Source organism: Methylomonas sp. MgM2 (genome assembly GCF_054172045.1).
On the sequence record NZ_JBSYXO010000043.1, the window covers coordinates 1 to 20,018 of the forward strand.

18 protein-coding genes are annotated in these 20,018 nt (G+C 52.4%); 12 read left to right on the forward strand and 6 right to left on the reverse strand.

Annotated elements, in window-relative coordinates; genetic code table 11:
* Positions 1-39 precede the first annotated feature (39 nt).
* The 4 genes from ACW73I_RS20445 to ACW73I_RS20460 all read right to left on the reverse strand — a co-directional run bounded on the left by ACW73I_RS20445 (position 40) and on the right by ACW73I_RS20460 (position 6,040).
* Positions 40-492 carry a hypothetical protein gene (locus ACW73I_RS20445; protein ID WP_458031353.1) on the reverse strand — a complete coding sequence of 151 codons (453 nt, stop codon included), beginning with the start codon at positions 490-492 and terminating at the stop codon, positions 40-42.
* Positions 493-504: 12 nt separating this feature from the next.
* Positions 505-1,530 carry an SIR2 family protein gene (locus ACW73I_RS20450; protein WP_458031376.1) on the reverse strand — a complete coding sequence of 342 codons (1,026 nt, stop codon included), beginning with the start codon at positions 1,528-1,530 and terminating at the stop codon, positions 505-507.
* Between the two features lie 260 nt (positions 1,531-1,790).
* Positions 1,791-2,975 (reverse strand): methionine adenosyltransferase, encoded by a 1,185-nt coding sequence (gene metK, locus ACW73I_RS20455; protein WP_458031354.1) that lies wholly within the window; start codon positions 2,973-2,975, stop codon positions 1,791-1,793.
* Complete coding sequence (locus ACW73I_RS20460; RefSeq protein ID WP_458031355.1) at positions 2,972-6,040, reverse strand: HAD-IC family P-type ATPase; 3,069 nt, start codon at positions 6,038-6,040, stop codon at positions 2,972-2,974. Before ACW73I_RS20460 ends, metK begins: the two co-directional genes overlap by 4 nt.
* A gap of 155 nt (positions 6,041-6,195) precedes the next feature.
* On the opposite strand from ACW73I_RS20460, the gene cax reads away from it, so the two are divergent.
* The 4 genes from cax to ACW73I_RS20480 all read left to right on the forward strand — a co-directional run bounded on the left by cax (position 6,196) and on the right by ACW73I_RS20480 (position 10,740).
* On the forward strand, positions 6,196-7,398 hold the full coding sequence (gene cax / locus ACW73I_RS20465; protein WP_458031356.1) for a calcium/proton exchanger: 1,203 nt from the start codon (positions 6,196-6,198) through the stop codon (positions 7,396-7,398).
* A 315-nt stretch (positions 7,399-7,713) separates the two neighbouring features.
* Complete coding sequence (locus tag ACW73I_RS20470; RefSeq protein ID WP_458031357.1) at positions 7,714-7,965, forward strand: hypothetical protein; 252 nt, start codon at positions 7,714-7,716, stop codon at positions 7,963-7,965.
* A 16-nt stretch (positions 7,966-7,981) separates the two neighbouring features.
* The gene (locus tag ACW73I_RS20475; RefSeq protein ID WP_458031358.1) at positions 7,982-9,184 is read left to right on the forward strand and encodes a GTPase family protein; all 1,203 of its coding nucleotides are present in this window, start codon (positions 7,982-7,984) and stop codon (positions 9,182-9,184) included.
* Positions 9,181-10,740 (forward strand): GTPase family protein, encoded by a 1,560-nt coding sequence (locus ACW73I_RS20480; RefSeq protein WP_458031359.1) that lies wholly within the window; start codon positions 9,181-9,183, stop codon positions 10,738-10,740. The genes ACW73I_RS20475 and ACW73I_RS20480 overlap by 4 nt, the downstream gene beginning before the upstream one ends.
* 34 nt (positions 10,741-10,774) lie before the next feature.
* Here the strand turns inward: ACW73I_RS20480 and ACW73I_RS20485 are convergent, their stop codons facing one another.
* Entirely contained in the window at positions 10,775-11,116 is a 342-nt protein-coding gene (locus tag ACW73I_RS20485) for a hypothetical protein (RefSeq protein WP_458031360.1), read from the reverse strand.
* Between the two features lie 179 nt (positions 11,117-11,295).
* Between ACW73I_RS20485 and ACW73I_RS20490 the strand changes: the two genes are divergently transcribed.
* Entirely contained in the window at positions 11,296-12,504 is a 1,209-nt protein-coding gene (locus ACW73I_RS20490) for a hypothetical protein (RefSeq protein WP_458031361.1), read from the forward strand.
* Between the two features lie 111 nt (positions 12,505-12,615).
* Here the strand turns inward: ACW73I_RS20490 and ACW73I_RS20495 are convergent, their stop codons facing one another.
* On the reverse strand, positions 12,616-13,929 hold the full coding sequence (locus ACW73I_RS20495; RefSeq protein ID WP_458031377.1) for a replication-associated recombination protein A: 1,314 nt from the start codon (positions 13,927-13,929) through the stop codon (positions 12,616-12,618).
* A 78-nt stretch (positions 13,930-14,007) separates the two neighbouring features.
* On the opposite strand from ACW73I_RS20495, the gene accA reads away from it, so the two are divergent.
* The 7 genes from accA (at position 14,008) to ACW73I_RS20530 (ending at position 19,999) form a co-directional block, all read left to right on the forward strand.
* Entirely contained in the window at positions 14,008-14,982 is a 975-nt protein-coding gene (gene accA / locus ACW73I_RS20500; protein ID WP_458031362.1) for an acetyl-CoA carboxylase carboxyl transferase subunit alpha, read from the forward strand.
* 55 nt (positions 14,983-15,037) lie between these two features.
* Positions 15,038-16,360 (forward strand): tRNA lysidine(34) synthetase TilS, encoded by a 1,323-nt coding sequence (tilS, locus tag ACW73I_RS20505; protein WP_458031363.1) that lies wholly within the window; start codon positions 15,038-15,040, stop codon positions 16,358-16,360.
* 33 nt (positions 16,361-16,393) lie between these two features.
* The gene (locus ACW73I_RS20510; RefSeq protein WP_458031364.1) at positions 16,394-16,594 is read left to right on the forward strand and encodes a hypothetical protein; all 201 of its coding nucleotides are present in this window, start codon (positions 16,394-16,396) and stop codon (positions 16,592-16,594) included.
* Positions 16,591-16,794 (forward strand): hypothetical protein, encoded by a 204-nt coding sequence (locus ACW73I_RS20515; protein ID WP_458031365.1) that lies wholly within the window; start codon positions 16,591-16,593, stop codon positions 16,792-16,794. The genes ACW73I_RS20510 and ACW73I_RS20515 overlap by 4 nt, the downstream gene beginning before the upstream one ends.
* 118 nt (positions 16,795-16,912) lie before the next feature.
* On the forward strand, positions 16,913-18,547 hold the full coding sequence (locus ACW73I_RS20520; protein ID WP_458031366.1) for a CTP synthase: 1,635 nt from the start codon (positions 16,913-16,915) through the stop codon (positions 18,545-18,547).
* Positions 18,544-19,377, forward strand: a complete 834-nt coding sequence (kdsA, locus tag ACW73I_RS20525; RefSeq protein ID WP_458031367.1) for a 3-deoxy-8-phosphooctulonate synthase — start codon at positions 18,544-18,546, stop codon at positions 19,375-19,377. Before ACW73I_RS20520 ends, kdsA begins: the two co-directional genes overlap by 4 nt.
* 16 nt (positions 19,378-19,393) lie before the next feature.
* On the forward strand, positions 19,394-19,999 hold the full coding sequence (locus ACW73I_RS20530) for a Uma2 family endonuclease (RefSeq protein ID WP_458031368.1): 606 nt from the start codon (positions 19,394-19,396) through the stop codon (positions 19,997-19,999).
* Positions 20,000-20,018: the final 19 nt, after the last annotated feature.

Here is a 20,018-nt window from a genome sequence, read left to right on the forward strand (position 1 = left end):
TCACGTGGCGGTGTAGGCGCGATTGCTAGCCAGGGATGGCTAGCAATCTTTCCAGCCGGAAGCCGACACTCTCCGGTGCGGTGATGCAGCAAAGACTGGGGCATTTACCGTAGGTAATACATCTGTTCCTCGTTCAAAGGCGCCTGCGCTTCCTATAGTGCCAACAGGCACAGTTACCAGCGCACGTGAAGTTGGATCAAGAAGAAGAACACCCGTCAGAGCTGCGTCTTTTGATTCTCCCGCAGAATATCTCCCCTCCTTCATTGTGATGCCTACCACCATGCAGAGTAGGCTGGCTGCAGGAAGTGCGACCACTACAAACGTCCCAGGCTGACCAATTACTACTGGTACAGGACCCGAGTCACTCGGCAGATGAACCGTCATGTTCTCGGGCACACCTGATTCGCCTGTTTCATTAGTTTTATGGTCTACAACGTTGACGAGAATCTCATCACCGGATACACCGCAGACTTTGCCGATCTGGTAGTTCATTTTTTCCTCCGTTTAGAAAGCTTGGGCGAATTGATCAAATTGCCAGAGAGTCGTGGTATCACTGGTTTGCGCTGTTTTCGACCAAGCGTGAGTTGGGAATGCCCCAGCGAAAGTTGGTAATGTCTTGAAGTCGGCTAATCCGGATGGTTCGAACCCACAAAGCGCCGTCAGTCGGCATTTGCTAGCGCGCAGTGCGGGCAGTAAGATGTTTTGGTTTATATGTTCATCGCCATAGCTAAAGCCGCAACTGATGAGATATTTGCACTCAGCACCGATAACCCTACTCGCCATTGCAAATAACTGATCATATGGAGGGCTCAGGGTATCCATTATCTTTCGACGTCTTGGCAGTACCATTGTGCGCGGCAACTTTGGAGCAAGGGAGGTGGGGTGTTGCTCAAGCACTTGGCCTCCGTCCGCGTACCATGATAAAGAGCCATGCAGTTTGACTAGTTTTACGACTAGGCCTGGGTGAGGAACAAAACGCTGTCCATCGCTGGTTCCGTGCAACTGTCCGAAGCGTCCAATATCCTGAAAACTGGTGGTTGTTCCAGAGAAGCCATTCTCCAAGCGAACGCCAGCCATTGCGGCGGCAGTCTCAAACAAAACGTCATAGTTGGTTGTAAATATCCAGACAGTGCTTGGAAGACCGAACGTTCTGCGTTTCAGCCCTTCAAAAAACCTGATGTGATGTTCAGGGTTTGGAGAGGTCACTGACAGTAGCATTTGGACTATTAAATCCCTAAGGCGCCGCTCTAAGTTTGCGTATCTTAGGTCTCCGGAATTGAGCGAGTGTGCAATCGTCAGATCTGCAATTTCTTCAATGTTGGGCGTCGCCGTTACGTCGTCGTACGTTCGACCAGTTGCATCCAATACTGTGGTTAGGTCGAGCCTTTCAGTTGCCGTGAGTTCTGCAACGATTTGGCGCGTCAATGTAGTCATCAACGGGTAACCAGCCTGAAATGAGGCGCCTGCTCCAAACAGGAAGCCAATACCGTTAATGGATTGATTTAAGTTGGGTAGTAGTTGGTCGAGCATCAATGCCAATTTCGCCTCCTTTTATTGTCTTTATGGCTCTAATGCCAGCTGTTTTTGACAGTCTAAACGATATTTTGCATTCTGCTGTTGTTTAAGCGCTAGAACAGCAACTTCAAATACCCAATGACTGCTAACGATAGACGTCTTGGATGGCCGGTTTTGGCCGGCAGAAGCCAGCCATAGGCCTGTTTGGCGCGAGAACGCCAACCGATAATTTTAAAAAATCAGCATGAGTAAGTGCGCGCCATTTTCCGGCCGCTTCACTCGGCCAACAGCGCCGCTTTACCGGTATGTTCCCAGGGCAAGGCCAGACCATGCTCGCCGAAATGACCGACGACCGGAAGCCGCTGGTAAAACACGCCTTTATTCAAGGCCGGCAACTGGCGTAGATTAAAATCGCGCACGATGGCGGCTAGGCGGAAATCGAAATGGCGTAACAACCTTTTTCTGATTTCATGGTCGTCCAGTTTCCCGGTACCGTGGGTATTGAGCAGCACGCTGACTGGTCCGGCATGGCCGATGCTGTAGCTCAATTGGACTTCGCATTGCTCGGCCAGACCTGCCGCGACGATGTTTTTCGCGGCGTAACGCGCCGCATATACCCCTACCCGATCGATGCGCGACGGCGACTTGCCGCTCAAGGCCGCACCGCTGTGGCGGGCAAAGCTGCCGTAGGTATCGCTGTCGGTCTTGCGCCCCGTCATGCCTGAATGCACGGTAGGGCCGCTGCGCAGAAAAGGGCCGCTAGGGTTAATGACGATCTTGGTCATATTGTCGGGGCTTATCGGAGACTCGGCGAATACAGGTCCGATCACGTGATGACGCAATTCCTCTTCCATACGCATTTGCGTGGGTGTTTTTTCCGGATTGTCGCAGCCTATGATCAAGGTAATGCTGTGTATACGCTTAGGGGCGCCGTTGACGAATTCCACGCCGACTTGAGTCGTGCAATCCGGCGAAATGTAATCCAAACCGTCCCATACCAAACTCAATCGCCTTGCCAAACCATTGGCCAACGCGATCGGCAAGGGCATCAACTCGCGCGTATGATTACAGGCATAACCGAATAGCGTCGATTGATGCGATACGGTGATCTGATCGATTTCGTCGTCTTCCAAATCCGAGAAATCGGCTTCGCGTATCGATTTTTGCTGCTCGATCAGGCTGGTCACGACGGTACACTCCGCCGCATTGAAATCTTCCGGCCAATACCCTACCGCGTCGATCACCTTACGCGCGGTTTCCGGAATATCGACGACCGCATCGCTGGCGTATCGGGCGGCTAGAAATAATATGTTGCGCGACAACGCGCATTCCGCGGTAATGCGTGCAGTCGGATCCTGCCGTAAAAAAGCGTCAATAATCGCGTCGCTGACGGTATCGCACATACGGTCCGGGTGGCCGGCGGTTACCGACTGAGAGGTAAATATGAAATCGGTAATCATGCCCTGTCCTCTTTAATTGTATTTTGGCTTCCGAATTGTTTAGTCGATTCGTTAATCACCAGCGGCAGACCGGCACCGGCGGCGATGGCCAAAATATCGGCCGGCCCTATCGGCGCCAAGCGCAACAAGCCTCGCAACGACGGTACGCTAACGGCCAATATTTGCAAGGCCACCGAGAATGCTATCGCCTTGTCCAAATACGGATTCGCCTTGCGGTTCTGCGGATTGAATATCGTAGTATGTTCCGAGCGGCTGCGATAGGCTTGCAATAACTGGCTCAGAGTCAGCGCCATGAAGGCGTTGGTGCCGGCTTTCGGCCCCATGCCGTAGCGCATCAGGCTATAACCGTACACGCCCAATGCCCCGGCGCTGATGACGCCGGATTCCCGCAGCAACTTGCCGTATTGCTTGCGGGAAACAATGGGTTCATCGGGGTCGCGCGGCGGCCGCTTCAACACGTCGCCTTCCGGCGGTTCCAGTGCCAGTGCCAGACCGGGAAAAATATCGGTGATCAAGTTAATCCATAGCAATTGCATCGGATTCAAAATTTCAGCGCCGCCGATGACGGCACTGACCAGCATCACCTCGATCTCGCTCAAGTTGGTCGACAGCAAAAAGTGCAAGCTTTTGCGGATATTGTCGTATATCGTTCGGCCCTGCCTGATCGCGGTAATCATCGTCGACAGATCGTCGTCTTCCAAGACCACGTCGGCAATCGAACGCGCCACGTCGCTGCCTTTGTCGCCCAAGGTCACGCCGACGCTGGCGGCTTTCAATGCGGGACCGTCGTTGATGCCGTCGCCGGTCATCGCCACGACTTTGCCGTTCATTTGCAAGGCCTCGACGATCTGCAACTTGTGGGCCGGACTGACCCGCGAGAAGATCGAGGTAGTATTGGCCAAACCGGCTAATACCGATGGCTCGATTTTTTCCAGATGGATGGAATCGACCATTTCCAGAGGCCGGTCTTCCCAATTCAGGCCCAGACGTTTGCCCACGGAATGCGCGGTGGAACTTTGGTCGCCGGTAATCATGACCGTGGCGATGCCGGCGTCGTGGAACTCGCGCATCAAGTCCGCCATGCCCGGCCGCATTTCGTCTTCCATGCCGACCAAGCCCAGCCAAATCAAATCGTCGATGCTGTAGTGCTCCGGATCCGCGACGATCTGATAAGCAACGCCCAGCACCCTCAGCGCATCCGCGCCCAAGCGTTCGTTGCCGGTCAATATCGCATCGCGCTCATCCTCTTTCAATGGTTTGATTTCACCGCCGTCGCGGTGCCATTGACATAAATCCAGCATGGCCAAAGGGCTGCCCTTCACAGCCAACAAATATCGGCCGTCCTCGGCTAAATGCACGGTGACCATGTAAGGCCTGTCTTCGGCCCGGTATTCGGTTTTGATTAACGGATATTGCCGGCGCAAGGCCAGAACGTCTTCGCCGGCATCGATGGCCAATTGCAACAAGGCATTTTCGGTGGACGAGCCGATTAGACTGTTGTCCTGTGCGAGTCGGGATTCGTTACACAGCACCAGTACTTCTATCAAGCGCTTGCTGACCGGGTCGATTTCGTATAAATCGACCGGACTTTCGTTTTGATAAAAGCGGCCCTGCTTGACCTGAACGCCGGTCGACAGGCGCTGCACCGCGACCACGCTCATTTTGTTCAAGGTCAGCGTGCCGGTTTTATCCAGACAAATGACCTGCACCGAGCCCAGGTTTTCTACGGCAGGGAGTTGGCGTATCAACACCTTGCGGCGCTGCATGTCCTTGATACCGAGCGCCAGGGTCGTGGTCGCCACGGCAGGCAAGCCTTCCGGAACCGCCGCCACCGCCAGGGAAATCCCCGACATCAGCATTTCCAGCAGTGGCCGGCCGCGCAAGATACCGACCGCGAACACCACGCCGCAAATCGCCGAGCTGAACAACGCCAACTGCATACCCATCTCGTCGATTTGCTTTTGCATCGGCGTTTCCGGCGTTTGCGCTTCGCCGACCAAATCCTGAATCTTACCGATTTCGGTGTAACGTCCGGTCGCTACCACCATGGCCTTTCCGCTGCCGCCGGTGACCATGGTGCCCATGTAGACCATGTTCAAGCGGTCTCCCAACGCCGTTTCGTTTTTCGCTTGAAAGTTGAAGTCCTTGGAAACCGGCAAACTCTCGCCGGTCAACGGCGATTCGTCTATGCTGAGCCGATTACTCTGCAGCAGCCTGGCATCGGCCGGGATATAACAACCGGGCGCAAGTAGCAACACATCGCCAAGGACCACTTCATGCAGCGGCACTTCCAACGTTTGGCCGGCGCGAACTACCGTGGCTGCGTCGGGGGTCAGTTGCCCTAATGCATTAATGGTCTCCTCGGCCGACTTTTCGGTGAAATAACCGATCACGGCGTTGATACCGACCACGACCGCAATCACAATGGCATCGGCCACACCGCCGGTCGCGATTGAAATGCCTGCGGAAATGCCCAGCATTGCAACCGGAGCCGAGGCGAATTGCTGCAACATCATTTGCAGCGGCGAACGGTTGCGGTATTGCGCCAGCGCGTTAGGGCCATATTGAGCCAGACGATGCGACACCGCGCGCGGCGGCAAACCGTTCTCGTCGCTATCCAGAATCTGCACGACCCGATGACCGGGCAAGGTATGCCAGAAATGCTGGGATTGTGCTTCAAAACCGGCACCGGCGGGGGTTATTTCGGGCTTGGCTTTTTTTCCGGCTTTTTCAGTCCTTGTTTTCTTAGCGGGCCTATCGATTCCATGGCTACGGCGCAGTACAGGCTTACGCAGCTCCGCCTCGAGAAAATTGATAATTTCCCGCAAATAGGTTTCCAAATCCTGTTTGGAAACGTATTCGATTAACAAATTGCCTGTCAGAACATTGGCCCGGACCGAACGTATGTTCTTCAGGCCGGTTAAATGCGCTTCGAGACGGTCTCTAAGCCGTTCGTTGCGGTACAAGCACGGAATTTTCAGACGCCCCCGCCCGGCAACGCTTTCATGGATGACGGTCAGATAGAGTGGTTGTTGCTCGATAATCGGGGTGGCGGCCATATCCATGTAATAAACCATTGATCAGCAGTAAAGCATAAGACCCGCATATTACGAAACAATGACGTTTTTAAAGCCAAGTCGTCAAATTTTAATATTTATCGGATAGGCTATAAGATTTCCTTTATCCGAAGGAAAAAGCTTGTCGATATCTAAACATTTTTATGGAATATCGAACCGAGCTTCGCAAGCGGACTCCGAATCCTTTGTTTCACCCTTTGATGCTAAGCGAACATTTGCTGGACTTTATACGCAGCTTGGATTTGCTAAAAAATCCGATTTATTGGCTAATGCCGTTCGTACCTTGGACACTGTATTTGCAATACGGGGGCGGGCAAACCACGGCATCCATTACATTCGGCAGCGCCGCGCTGGCGTTGATTCCGATGGCAGCACTAATGACCGCGTCAACCGAACAAATCGCCAACCGCGCCGGCGAAACCTTGGGCGGATTTTTAAACGCCACCTTCGGCAACGCGCCGGAATTGATTATTTCGCTAATGGCCCTGAAAGCCGGGCTGCTCGATATGGTCAAAGCGTCCATCGTTGGCGTCATCATGACCAACCTACTGTTCGTCCTTGGTCTGTCCCTGTTGATCGGCGGCCTTTATAACCAGGAACAAAAATTCAACCGGCGCGGGGTGCGGGTCGAACGATCGCTTTTGATGATTGCGGCCATCAGCGTCATCGTCCCCAGCGTTTTCGACAATTTCATTTCGCCCGATACCTACCGGCACGAAATGGCGCTGAACAAAGCGGTGGCCGTGGTGTTATTGGTCACTTACGGCTTTAACCTGCTGTTCACGCTGAAAACCCATCCGCACTATTTTACTCCGAAGAACCCGGAGGAAGCCGTCGAGCAAGATGCGGCGCAGTGGCCGTTGTTGCCGGCCGTCGGCATGTTGATGCTAGCCTCCGTCGTCCTTGCCTTGCTTAGCGAAACATTGGTCGGTTCCATTGAAGAAACCGCCAGACAGTTAGACATGTCCAAAGCGTTTATCGGCGTCATCATCATCGCGTTGATCGGCGGCGCCCCGGAAAGCGTCGCAGCCGTCACGATGGCCAAGAAAAATAAACTGGACCTAACCCTCGGCATCACGGCCGGCAGCAGTATTCAAATCGCATTGTTCGTTGCGCCGGTGCTGGTCTTGAGCAGTTATTATCTTGCGCCAAAACCGATCAATCTGGTAGTTGGCAATGCCGGCATCATGATCGTACTACTACCGGTCTTGATTTTCGCGATGGTGGCGGCCGACGGCAAATCCAACTGGTTTAAAGGAATTCAACTTCTCAGCGTATATTTGTTGATGGCCTTGTTCTGCTATTTTCTGCCGGATCGGCCCGAACTGCCCTTAATCAAGCCGTAACATTCCGCATTTCATATTTCAGCGAGCCGGAATAAAGCCGCCATTAACACGCCTTGTAGCACGGTCTCCGGATAAGCGCACTACTCGTGAAGATCAGTCCGGCTTTGCACGAGCTTCGGATGAACAATTCATTTTTCCGTTTGGCCGATTACTTTGGCATGAAAACAGCGACTCACGCATCGGCGCGGTCGGCATGTTGTCGCCACAATACAAATCTTTGCAATCGGATAAAGACCGCTTTCACACAGTTGTAACATTGCTTATCTAGCATATGTCCGCTACGCAGTCGGTTAGTGTTATTTATAGCGGTACACCATGGCCAAATCCATTCTGGTAAAAATTAAACAGCCCCCTGAAATACTGTTTGCAAAGGCTAGCCAAGAAGCCGCAAACCAGGGTTATGAATTAATCGGCGACGCGGTTAATGACCCGATTACCGGTGCCGGCGTCAGATGCAATGACAAGTTCAGCGGTAACAATGTGTTAATCATGACCATACGCAGCAAACCGGCGTTGCTGTCATGGAATGCGATTGAGCGGAAACTGACCCGTTTTCTAACGGAATAAACATCGCTACCCGCTTATGTCAATTTGGAACAAATACTATTCATCAGTATTTAAACCTCAAGTTGATAGCGCCGAAATCGAGGCGTGGATTAACGAAATCAAGTCCGCGCTGCCCGCGCCGGTTTTCTGGTTGCTGGGCAAAACCCAATCCGGCAAAACCTCATTGATCCGCGCCTTGACCGGCGATAGCCGCGCCCAAATCGGTAACGGCATGCAAGCCTGTACCCGCTCGGCATTCGTCTACGATTTTCCTAACAGCGAAAACTGCCTACTCAAGTTTTTGGATACCCGCGGCTTAGGCGAAATCGATTACGACCCCAAAGCCGACATTGACGTTTTCCAGGAGCAGACTCACGTCATCCTCGTCGTCGTCAAAGCCATGGATCATGCCCAGCATGCGGTGATCGACGCGTTGCGGAAAGTTCTAAAAAACAAACCGGATTGGCCGGTCGTCGTCGTTCAAACCACCTTGCACGAAGGCTATCCCGATCAGGCTTTCGAACATATCGCGCCCTATCCCTTCCAGGGCGAGGTGTGGCCTCAGAGCGTACCGGCCGATTTGAAACGTTCCTTGCTGGCTCAACGAGAATTGTTCAAAGGCATCGATGCCCGTTTCGTTGCGATCGATTTCACGTTGCCCGATGATCTTTATCAACCGACCTATTACGGCTTGGAAGCCTTATCGCAAAGTCTGGAACAGGTTCTGCCGCACGGCATGACGGCTCTGTTGCATCATATGCACGAATTGCGGCAAGAACTTTACGGCATTTACGAGCGGGCCGCGATGCCGCATATCCTGTCCTACTCGGCCTTAAGCGGCGCAATCGGCGCCGTGCCCTTTCCGTTGGTCGATATCCCCTTGGTCACCGCGCTGCAAATGAAGATGCTGCATACCTTGGCATCGATTTACGGCTATCCGCTGAACGCCGAACATTTTGCCGAAATCAGCGGTGCCTTGGGCATCAGTTTTTTAACGAACTGGGGACGCCGGGAAGCCATCAAATTGATTCCCGCCTTCGGCGCGCCGATCTCGGCTGTCCTGACGGCGGCCACTACCTATGCGCTTGGAAAAACCCTGTTATTTTACTTCCAAAGCAAGCGCGACGGCTTGACGCTGGACAAGCGGCATTTCCAGCCTATCTATGAGCAGCAATTCGATGCCGGAAAACGGCTGATGAAAAAATACATCAAACATCTGCCGAATAACGGAGCGCCATGAACATCGACAAGCGCTGGCGCATGGTTATTGCCGCATTGTTTTTACCGATTGCGATTCCTTTTTCGGCAGGCGCCTATTGGTTGTGGAAGAGCCATTGGCTGGTCTGGTGGCTGTTGACTTCCGCGTTTTTAGCATCAACAGCCTGGGCGGCTAGCCGCCTTTCCAAACGCATGCGCCCTGAGCCGGAATGGCTGGATATCTCGCAAAACATCACATGGACGCCGCAAAGCAAACAAGCCTGGGCACGGGTGGAGGCTGTTTCGTTGATCGAACGCAACGCCGACCACGACTTGAGCGACAGCAGGTTTTATTTGCAAACCCTGACCAAGGTCATGAACGATGTCGCCGAAGTCTATTATCCGGGGCAAAAGCAAGCGATTTTGGAAATTAAAATTCCCTATTTATTGAAAGTCATCGAAGTGCTTGCAAAAGAGTTGCGCATCAACTTCACCGAAAATGTGCCCGGCAGCCATATCTTTTCCATCAACGACTTAAGCAAAGGCCATAGAATCGCCAGCAAGGGGCGCGAACTTTACCGTATGTTTAGAATCCTTACCGCCGGTATCGATCCCATTTCGGCGGTCATTCGGGAGCTCAATGCATTTGCGAATAGCAATTTAATTTCCGAATCGGCCGACGATATCAAGCGCTGGCTGATCGACGCTTACGTTAAAAAAATCGGCTATTACGCGATCGAGCTATATAGCGGTCATCTGAATCTGGATGACGAAGCTTTCAGCAGGCCGACCCGGCAAACCCGGCATGAAATCGACAAATTAGCGCGGAAGGAAAAATCGGTTAACGGCGAGCCTTATCGCATGCTGGTAATGGGGCAAGCCAATGCCGGTAAAGCCAGTCTGGTCAACGCGCTGGCCGACCGCCGATTAGCCGTTGTCGATGCGGCCTCCAGCCGCTTGGACCGTCAAACTTATTTTCTGCAGCGGGATATTTTCCCGTCGACGCTGATTGTGAGTTGTCAGCGTTATCACGAGCTGCAATCCGTGAAAGAGCGGAAATCTCTGATTAAAAAAGTCGAAAGAAGCGATCAGGTCATCGTCATGATTTCAGCCATCAATCCGGCTTTCAAAATCGACAAAGCCATTCTGGATAATATCAAGCAAATGAGTAATGCCCCACGCATCATCGTTGCGCTGACTCAGATCGACAAACTGCGCCCGCTACGGGAATGGAATCCACCCTACGACCTGACGACCCCGTGTTCGCCAAAAGCGGAAACGATCAGACACTTCATGATCAACCTGGCGCAGCAACTGGCTATCGACGTCGAACAAATCGTGCCGCTATGCTTGCGTCCGGGCCAAATCTATAACTGCGAGGAGCGGTTGATTCCCGAGATATTGCAGCAATTCAATCAAGAAGCGGAAGAAAGACGTTATAACCGTTGTCTGAGGAATTATCGCCGTAATGCGGCAAAGAGAAAATTAATCCGGCAAATGTACAATGCCGGTTACTTTATGTCGAAAATGGGGTTGCAGCGCCTGAATAAGCGGCAAACGGCGACGGACCAAGACAAAAAAAACAGCGGAACGGGTTAACAAACCGGCTCCGCTGATCGATTAGAAAGGCGATCTATGCACTCGCTACAGCGTCAACTATCGTTTCATGTTGTTTAGCATCGAAATCTTTTACCGCGGACTCCAAGCCCTCATGCAAGCCTTTACGAACAGCTCCGTTTTCCGGGAAAATTTTTCCAACGACCAAAGCGGCATAAACAACGCCGTAAGCCACGCCATAACATGTGCCGAAAACCACTCGGTCCGCAATTTTAGCTGGGGCGACGGCCACATTGGCAGCGGCTTTTTTAGCCGCCGTGGAACCTTTCCTGATGGCCTTAACCGCTGTTTTTTTCAAATTCGGCTTGCCTTCAGTAACCACCTCGCCTTCGACGCTTTCTATATTTTCAGTGTTCATATCATGCCTCCCAACTTAACGTGCAAAAAAGAATACTTGTCTCACAACGAAGTATATCGATTTTCCCTTAACAATCAATTATTTCAATAGCACAAAACTTGCTTGCAAAATAACAATTCAGTTCGAGAACGATTGTATCGGATAGCGGGGCAATAAGCAGTTGCGGGAGTCACTTTTACATGAAAAACTTCGAATCGCGTTCCTGGCTCGATCAATGGCTCAGGACCATTGCCATGTTGGTCGGTTTAGCTATTTCGCAAGGCTGTGTTTCGCCGATTGCGCTCGATTATGCGGTGATGGCCTATGACCAGACCACAACGGAAATTCAATCCAAACAATTGTTGTTAAACATTGCCCGCGCGCATCAACATCAGCCGTTGCATTTTACCGGCGTATCCAATATTGCCGCTACTTTTAACTTTCAGTTTAACGCCGGCGCCACGCCGGCTTTTACCGGGGAATCCGGTTCCTTAATGACGCCGATATTCGGCGGCACCGTCTCCGAAAACCCCACGATCAGCATCGTGCCGATGGAGGGCGAAGAGTTTACCCGGCGTTTGCTGACGCCGCTACAAGAAAACAAGTTAACCATGCTGTTAAGGCAAGGAGCCGATGTTGACTTGATATTACGGCTTCTTGCAGGCGAACTTCGCGTATCCGGGGCTAAGCGGGAAAGCGTTTACAACAATCGTCCCAAAGATGCCCGAGGCTATCGTTACTTTCGCCAGATAGTCGCGCACTTGTCGTCCATTCAAGACCGCCGCGCGTTATTTATCGAACCCCTGTTGTTTGAGAAAGCCTGGCGTCTTTCGAAGGAATCCATGCCCGCCGACCGCTTAATCGAGTTGCAACAGGACTTCGACATCGATCACGACATCCGAAAAAATGAATACCTAATCAAGAAAAAAGTCACGGGGCATATCATCCTGACCAATTACGACCCGCAACAACTGAGCAACGAAGAACGCATAGCCCTTAACGAAGAGGCTGATCAAGGTGCGTTTAACGACGTTATGGTAGACATTCGTCCGGAATTTCCAGGCGGCGAATTACCCGTACATGGATTTTTTCGGCTGAGGAGTTTTTACAATATCTTAAATTTCATCGGCAGGGATATCGAAGACGAACCGGAAATCGATATCGAGATAAACCCTAAAACCCCGCATGTATACGAAAACCCTACTCATACTCTGGCGATAATCGCCTCCGAAGAGGAACCCGACGGCGCGGATATCACCGTTAAATATGGCGACAAATATTACGCGGTGATGCCGGAATCGGATTATCCATGGAATCGGGAGGGCTTTCGTCTGTTACATCAGGTTTTCCAAATGACCATGTCGGAATTACCTAGGCAAGGCGTGCCAAGCATCACAATATCGAAATGAGTAACTCGGAATAAGCGTAAACATTGTGGGAAGCGACGGCGCACGGCGGAAGACTAACAATCAAACAAGCAAAATCATCGCCTAACACACCTGCGATTTTGCCGCCGCCACTCATAACTTCCTCAAAAACGCCAACTTTTCCTTGATCTTGATCTCCAATCCGCGTTCGACGGGAAAATAATAGCGATTCCCTTTCAACTGCTCAGGAAAATAGTTTTCCCCGGCAGCATAGGCATGAGTTTCGTCGTGGGCGTAGCGATACTCGGCGCCGTGGCCCAATTCCTTCATCAATTTGGTCGGCGCATTGCGCAGATGAACAGGCACTTCCAACGAGCCGCTGCTTTTGGCATCGGCCATCGCCGCCTTGTAAGCCACGTAGACGGCATTGCTCTTGGGCGCACAGGCTAAATACACGACGGCTTGCGCCAGCGATAACTCGCCTTCCGGACTGCCTAAACGTTCGTAGGCATGCGCCGCGTTCAAGGCCAATTCCAAGCCGCGCGGGTCGGCATTGCCTATGTCTTCGGAAGCCATGCGCACCAACCGGCGCGCGATATACAAAGGGTCGCAGCCGCCGTCCAGCATCCGGCAAAACCAATAAAGAGCGGCATCGGGATCGGTACCTCGCACCGATTTATGCAAGGCTGAAATCTGGTCGTAAAAAATGTCGCCGCCTTTGTCGAAGCGGGCGGCATGACCTTGCAGCACCTCGTCCAGAATCTCTCGGCTGACCACCTCGCGCCCGTCCACGGTTTCGGCCAAATCGGCGGCTATCTGCAAAATATTCAGACAGCGGCGGGCGTCTCCGTCGGCCGCTTTCGCAATCAAACTCAACACCTCGGGCTCGATAGTCAAGTTGCGCCCGCCCAAGCCGCGCTGTTTGTCGGCCAGCGCATTTTTCAGCAGTTCGACCAAGGCATCCGGTTCGATGCTGCGCATCACATAGACCCGCAAGCGTGACAACAAGGCATTGTTCAATTCGAAGGACGGGTTTTCAGTCGTGGCCCCGAATAAAATGATGGCCCCGCTTTCGATGGGTGCCAGCAAGGAATCCTGTTGGCTCTTGGAAAATCGGTGTATCTCGTCGATGAATACCACGGTATTCAGATTTTGAGTCAACTTGACCTGTTCCGCTTCAGCGACAGCGGCCCGGATTTCTTTGACGCCGGCCATCACCGCCGACAATTCGATAAAATGACAATGCGCATTAGCCGCAATGATTTTGGCTAAGGTAGTCTTGCCGACGCCGGGCGGCCCCCAAAACACCAACGAATGCGGCACGCCTTGTTCAATGGCCGCACGCAACGATTTACCCTTGGCCAATAAATGTTGCTGGCCAATGAATTCATCCAATGTCGCAGGCCGCATTCTGGCGGCCAACGGCGCATCGGAGTTTGCAAGAAATGCGGAGGTTTTTGTCGTCATCGGGTAAAACTGATAGGCATTAACGCCTTTTTTCATTAAAATTAGCGGTTATTTTATTGATTCTGATGCCGGATTGACATGGATTTAAAATTCTTAGACTTCGAACAGCCTATCGCCGAACTGCAAGCCAAAATCGAAGAGCTGCGCAAGGTTGAGCTAGACAACAATTTCGACATTTCGGAAACGCTAAAACAGCTTGAGCAAAAATGCGAAATGCTGACCGAAAGTATTTTCAGCGATCTGTCGGATTGGCAGATTTCGCAATTGTCTCGTCATCCGGGCCGTCCGTATACGCTGGATTACGTCAAATTGATATTCACCGATTTTCACGAATTGCACGGCGATCGTACTTACGCCGACGACCCTGCCATTGTTTGCGGCCTAGCGCGGCTCGAAGGCCAACCTATCGCCGTCATCGGCCATCAAAAAGGCCGCGACACCAAAGAGAAAATTTACCGTAACTTCGGCATGCCGCGTCCGGAAGGCTATCGGAAAGCGCTGCGCGTGATGAAATTGGCCGAGCGTTTTCATTTGCCGATCATTTGCCTGATCGACACACCGGGAGCCTACCCCGGCATCGGCGCCGAGGAGCGGGGCCAAAGCGAAGCGATTGCACGAAACCTGTTCGAAATGTCCAAGCTGCGCACCCCGGTCATATGCACCGTAATCGGCGAAGGCGGATCCGGCGGCGCGCTGGCAATAGGTGTCGGCGACCGTCTATTGATGCTCGAATATAGCACGTATGCGGTGATTTCACCGGAAGGCTGTGCGTCGATTTTATGGAAAAGCGCCGACAAGGCCCAATTGGCGGCTGAAGCCATGGGCATTACCTCGGACCGCGTGCGCGAACAAGGCTTCTTAGACGAAGTGATCCGCGAACCGATCGGCGGCGGCCATCGCAATTTCGAGAAAGTGGCGTTGAATCTACGCGAAGCCTTGCTGCGCCATTTGGACGAGCTGAGTCAGGAAGCCTCAAACATGGATGCCATGCTGGAAAAACGCTATTACCGTATCATGCGTTTCGGCTCATTTATCGAAGAACCTGTCAAATAAGCCGGCATTATCTTAATTTCATTAAAAGGCCGCTAATCCCGGCCTTTTTAATCCAGTGCTCAATTTCGAATCGATAGCTCGGTATATTCCTCAAACTTCCGGAAAAATCTATATCGGCTACAGCGGCGGCATCGATTCGCAAGTTTTACTGCATCTTTGCGCACAGCACCCCCTTCTACGCGGCAAAATCGTCGCCGTTTATGTCGATCACGGCTTGCAAGCGGCGGCGAGCGACTGGGGCGAACATTGCCGCCTGCAAGCGCAGCTTTTCGGGGTGCCGTTTCGTCGTATCAAAGTCGATGCAACTCCGAAAAACGGCGAAAGTCCGGAAGCTGCCGCCCGTAACGCCCGTTACCAAGCCTTACGCCCCTTATTACAATCCGAAGATCTGTTACTACTGGCGCAACACCGAGAAGACCAGTTGGAAACCGTATTGCTGCAATTATTCCGCGGCGCCGGCGTGCAAGGCTTGGCCGCGATGCCGACTTCCTGCGGATTCGGCCTCGGCAAGATGATGCGCCCCTTGCTCGACACGCCCAAAGCCGATATTCAGGCCTATGCGCAATTGCACGAACTGGAATGGGTGGAAGACCCCAGCAACTGCACCCACGACTTCGACCGGAACTATTTACGCCATGCCGTCATTCCCTTATTGAAACAACGTTGGCCGTCGCTGGACAAGACGGTTGCCCGTAGCGCCGCGCATTGCGGCGAAGCGGCCTCGCTGCTGGATGACTGGGGCCGACAAATGCTCTCGCAACTCGCCGATCCCGGCAGCAAAACCCTGGCGCTCGATAAGCTAAGCGGTTTCAGCGACGCCCAACGCAATTGGCTGATTCGGCTTTGGCTGCAATCCTTCGGACTAAAACCGCCTAGCCTAGCTTTATTGCAAAACATCAAGAAACAATTGATTGAAACCGGTCCCGACGCCGATCCGCATATTTCGATCCAGGGCCGTGTATTGAAAAAATATCGGCATCAATTATATTGCTTGACACCCAACTGCTTGTTAAAACCCGCGAGCGAATACATGTGGCCGCAAGCGCAATTGACGGTTTTATTGACAAACGGTTACACGCTAACTCGCGTATCGTCGTCGTCGGGCATCGATCAGCGGCTGTGGCATAGCGGTAAAATTACCCTGAAACCGCGTCATGGCGGCGAAAAAATAAAACTGCCCGGCCGTGATGGACATCATTGCTTGAAAAAGCTTTATCAGGAAGCCGCTGTTCCGCCATGGGAAAGAGACGCCCGCCCTCTGCTTTATCTGGATGGCCGCCTGGCCGCGGTACCCGGCTTATGCATAGCCGAATGGGCTTATACTCCGTCTCCGGCCATATGCTATAGCCTGACTTGGCAACCGGCCGAAAACATGTGAAGATTTCCGGACATCAATAGCTGGAGGCGCGAGATGCTAATGGTCCCCGAAATATTACAAGTCGCCATTGTCGGTATGATGATCGTGATCCCGACCATACTGATCTACAAAAGAGCCGGTTTCAGTCCTTATTGGGCGTTATTGGTGTTTTTGCCCGGCTTCGGCCTACTGATCATTTTCCTGCAATTGGCCTTCACGCCTTGGCCTAATGCCAAGCAGGAGAACGAACTATGATGCTGTTTTATTTTCTGGTGATTTTGTTCAGCCTATTCATACTGTGGCTGGGTTATAAAATCCTGCTAAAAGCGGGATTGGATGGCTGGTGGACGTTAACGCTATTGGTGCCCGTGGTCAACATCATCATGATTTGGGTATTCGCTTTCTGTCATTGGCCCAATTTGCGTCAAAACGCAAAGCAAGATTTATTAAGGTAAGACATCACAAACATTTTTGTCAGTCATAGAATTAAAAAGGCAAATTAGCAATAAAACTGTTAAAATTCGGGTCTTTTCCGACCCCCCTGCTATTCGCTAATCCGGGCGCATAACATTCATGACAAAATTCATTTTTATCACCGGCGGCGTGGTGTCATCTTTGGGAAAAGGCATCGCCGCTTCATCGCTGGCTGCAATTCTGGAAGATCGCGGCCTTAAAGTCACCATCACCAAACTCGATCCTTACATCAACGTTGATCCCGGCACCATGAGCCCGTTTCAACACGGCGAAGTGTTCGTCACCGAAGACGGCGCCGAAACCGACTTGGATCTTGGCCATTACGAGCGGTTTTTGAAAACCACGATGACCAAGAAAAACAACTTCACCACCGGTAAAGTCTACGAACAGGTCTTGCGCAACGAGCGCAAAGGCGAATACCTGGGGGCAACGGTACAAGTCATTCCGCACATCACCGACGAAATCAAGCGCCGGGTCTACGATAGCGCCGAAGGCAAGGACGTGGCGCTGATCGAAGTCGGCGGCACGGTCGGCGACATCGAATCTCTGCCTTTTTTGGAAACCATACGGCAAATGGGCGTGGAATTAGGCCGCGACCGCGCCGTCTTTATCCATCTGACCTTGGTGCCTTATATCAAATCGGCCGGCGAACTGAAAACCAAACCGACCCAGCACTCGGTCAAGGAATTACGCACTATCGGCATCCAACCGGACATTTTGATCTGCCGATCCGAGCAGCCCATTCCCGCCAGCGAGCGTAAAAAAATCGCGTTATTTACCAACGTCCCGGAAAAAGCCGTTATTTCCGCTTTCGACGCCGACACGATCTACCGCATCCCGCTGTTGCTGCGCGATCAGGGCTTGGACGACTTGGTGGTCCATCAATTGCGCCTGGACGTACCGCCGGCCGATTTAAGCGCCTGGGAAAAAGTCGTCGACGGCCTGACCCATCCGGACGACGAAGTCAGCGTTGCCATCGTCGGCAAATACGTCGATCATAGCGACGCGTACAAATCTTTGAACGAAGCGCTGCTGCATGCCGGCATCCATACCCGGCACAAGGTAGAGATTAAATACGTCGACTCCGAAACCATCGAAGCGGAAGGCACCTCGCAGTTGAAAGACGTCGACGCCATCCTGGTGCCGGGCGGATTTGGCGAACGCGGGGTGGAAGGCAAAATTTCGACGGTGCGCTTTGCCCGGGAAAACAGAATTCCTTACCTGGGCATTTGCCTGGGGATGCAGTCCGCCGTGATCGAATTTGCCCGCAACGCCGCCGGCCTGGAAGGCGCGCACAGCACTGAATTCCTGCCCAAAAGCCCGCACCCGGTCATCGGTTTGATCACCGAATGGATGGATGAAGCCGGCGAACTGGTCACCCGCGACGAAGACTCGGACCTAGGCGGCACGATGCGGCTAGGGGCGCAAAAATGCCGGTTGAAGTCGGATTCCTTGGCGTTCGAACTGTACCAAAAAGACGTCATCACCGAACGGCATCGCCATCGCTACGAATTCAACAACCAATACCTGAAACAATTGGAAGCCGCCGGCATGCGATTTTCCGGCAAATCCTTGGACGGCCGTCTGGTGGAAATTGTGGAATTACCGGATCATCCTTGGTTTCTGGCCTGCCAGTTCCATCCGGAATTTACCTCCACCCCTCGCAACGGCCACCCTTTGTTCTCAGGCTTCGTCGAAGCGGCGGCTAAACATAAAAAACAAGGTACCTCATGAAATTATGCAATTTTGAAGTCGGCCTCGATCAGCCATTCTTCCTGATCGCCGGCACCTGCGTGATCGAAAGCGAGCAAATGTCGCTGGATACCGCCGGCAAACTGAAGGAAATTACCGGTGAGTTAGGCATTCCGTTCATTTATAAATCGTCCTTCGATAAAGCCAACCGTTCTTCGATGAGCAGTTTCCGCGGCCTAGGCTTGGAAACCGGCCTGCAAATTCTGGAAAAGGTCAGGCAACAAATCGGCGTCCCTGTTTTAACCGACGTACACGAAGACACCCCTTTGGCTGAAGTCGCGGATGTGGTTGACATCATGCAAACCCCAGCCTTTCTTTGCCGTCAGACCAATTTCATCCAAAGCGTCGCAGCCCAAGGCAAACCGGTCAACATCAAGAAAGGCCAGTTCATGGCGCCGTGGGACATGGGTAACGTGGTCGCCAAGGCCAAAGCCACCGGCAACGAACTCATCATGGTCTGCGAACGCGGCGTATCGTTTGGTTATAACAATTTGGTTTCCGACATGCGCTCGCTGGCTGTGATGCGCGACACCCAATGTCCGGTCGTATTCGACGCCACACACTCGGTACAATTACCGGGCGGGCAAGGCAGTTGTTCCGGCGGCCAGCGCGAACACGTGCCGGTATTGGCCAGGGCGGCAACTGCTGTCGGTATTGCCGGCATTTTCATGGAAACCCACCCGAAACCGGAAGAAGCGCTCAGCGACGGCCCGAACTCCTGGCCGCTGCATCGCATCAAAGAACTGCTAGAAACCTTGCAAGCCATTGATCGTGCTGTAAAATCGGGTCCGTTCATCGAAAATACGTTATAACCTTAACCGAATTGCCATGGCCAAGATCACTCAGTTATCGCAGCTTGATTTATCGGCTCGCTATAGCTATGCCGATTATTTGACTTGGCAATTAGATGAGACTATCGAGCTGATCAGGGGCAAAATTTCGCTGATGACGCCGGCGCCGAATGTCAATCATCAACGGTTATCAATTTACCTAAGCAGTCATGTGTTCATGTATTTCGAACATAAGCCCTGCCAAGTTTTTTCCGCCCCGTTCGACGTTCGTTTGTATGACCGCCGGAAATCCATTCTCGCCAGCAAGGACATCTTCACCGTCGTCCAGCCCGACATTTGCGTCATTTGCGACCCTGACAGACTGGACGAGCAAGGCTGCAACGGAGCACCGGACTGGATTATCGAAATTGTGTCCAAAGGAAGCTCCCAAAAGGATGCCCAAATTAAACATGCGCTGTATGCGGAAGCCGGCGTAAACGAATATTGGCTGGTGTTTCCTTATGAAGCGCTGATTCAGCAATTCGTTTTGCACGAGTCCGGTCAATACCGATTGAAAGTCAGCTTTGCCGGTGACGACCAAGCCGCATCGCATTTGTTTCCGGACCTGAAAATCGATTTAACCGAATTATTTAAAGACAATTAACCTTCACACCCATCTCTCG

Bases quoted from the DNA above. Each gene is read 5' to 3' on its own strand.
- ACW73I_RS20460 (WP_458031355.1), bottom strand. From the start codon at position 6,040: ATGGATATGGCCGCCACCCCGATTATCGAGCAACAACCACTCTATCTG.
- ACW73I_RS20515 (WP_458031365.1), top strand. From the start codon at position 16,591: ATGATGCTGTTTTATTTTCTGGTGATTTTGTTCAGCCTATTCATACTG.
- ACW73I_RS20520 (WP_458031366.1), top strand. From the start codon at position 16,913: ATGACAAAATTCATTTTTATCACCGGCGGCGTGGTGTCATCTTTGGGA.
- ACW73I_RS20490 (WP_458031361.1), top strand. From the start codon at position 11,296: ATGAAAAACTTCGAATCGCGTTCCTGGCTCGATCAATGGCTCAGGACC.
- ACW73I_RS20485 (WP_458031360.1), bottom strand. From the start codon at position 11,116: ATGAACACTGAAAATATAGAAAGCGTCGAAGGCGAGGTGGTTACTGAA.
- ACW73I_RS20480 (WP_458031359.1), top strand. From the start codon at position 9,181: ATGAACATCGACAAGCGCTGGCGCATGGTTATTGCCGCATTGTTTTTA.
- ACW73I_RS20510 (WP_458031364.1), top strand. From the start codon at position 16,394: ATGCTAATGGTCCCCGAAATATTACAAGTCGCCATTGTCGGTATGATG.
- metK (WP_458031354.1), bottom strand. From the start codon at position 2,975: ATGATTACCGATTTCATATTTACCTCTCAGTCGGTAACCGCCGGCCAC.
- kdsA (WP_458031367.1), top strand. From the start codon at position 18,544: ATGAAATTATGCAATTTTGAAGTCGGCCTCGATCAGCCATTCTTCCTG.
- ACW73I_RS20470 (WP_458031357.1), top strand. From the start codon at position 7,714: ATGGCCAAATCCATTCTGGTAAAAATTAAACAGCCCCCTGAAATACTG.
- ACW73I_RS20495 (WP_458031377.1), bottom strand. From the start codon at position 13,929: ATGACGACAAAAACCTCCGCATTTCTTGCAAACTCCGATGCGCCGTTG.
- cax (WP_458031356.1), top strand. From the start codon at position 6,196: ATGGAATATCGAACCGAGCTTCGCAAGCGGACTCCGAATCCTTTGTTT.
- ACW73I_RS20445 (WP_458031353.1), bottom strand. From the start codon at position 492: ATGAACTACCAGATCGGCAAAGTCTGCGGTGTATCCGGTGATGAGATT.
- ACW73I_RS20530 (WP_458031368.1), top strand. From the start codon at position 19,394: ATGGCCAAGATCACTCAGTTATCGCAGCTTGATTTATCGGCTCGCTAT.
- ACW73I_RS20450 (WP_458031376.1), bottom strand. From the start codon at position 1,530: ATGCTCGACCAACTACTACCCAACTTAAATCAATCCATTAACGGTATT.
- accA (WP_458031362.1), top strand. From the start codon at position 14,008: ATGGATTTAAAATTCTTAGACTTCGAACAGCCTATCGCCGAACTGCAA.
- ACW73I_RS20475 (WP_458031358.1), top strand. From the start codon at position 7,982: ATGTCAATTTGGAACAAATACTATTCATCAGTATTTAAACCTCAAGTT.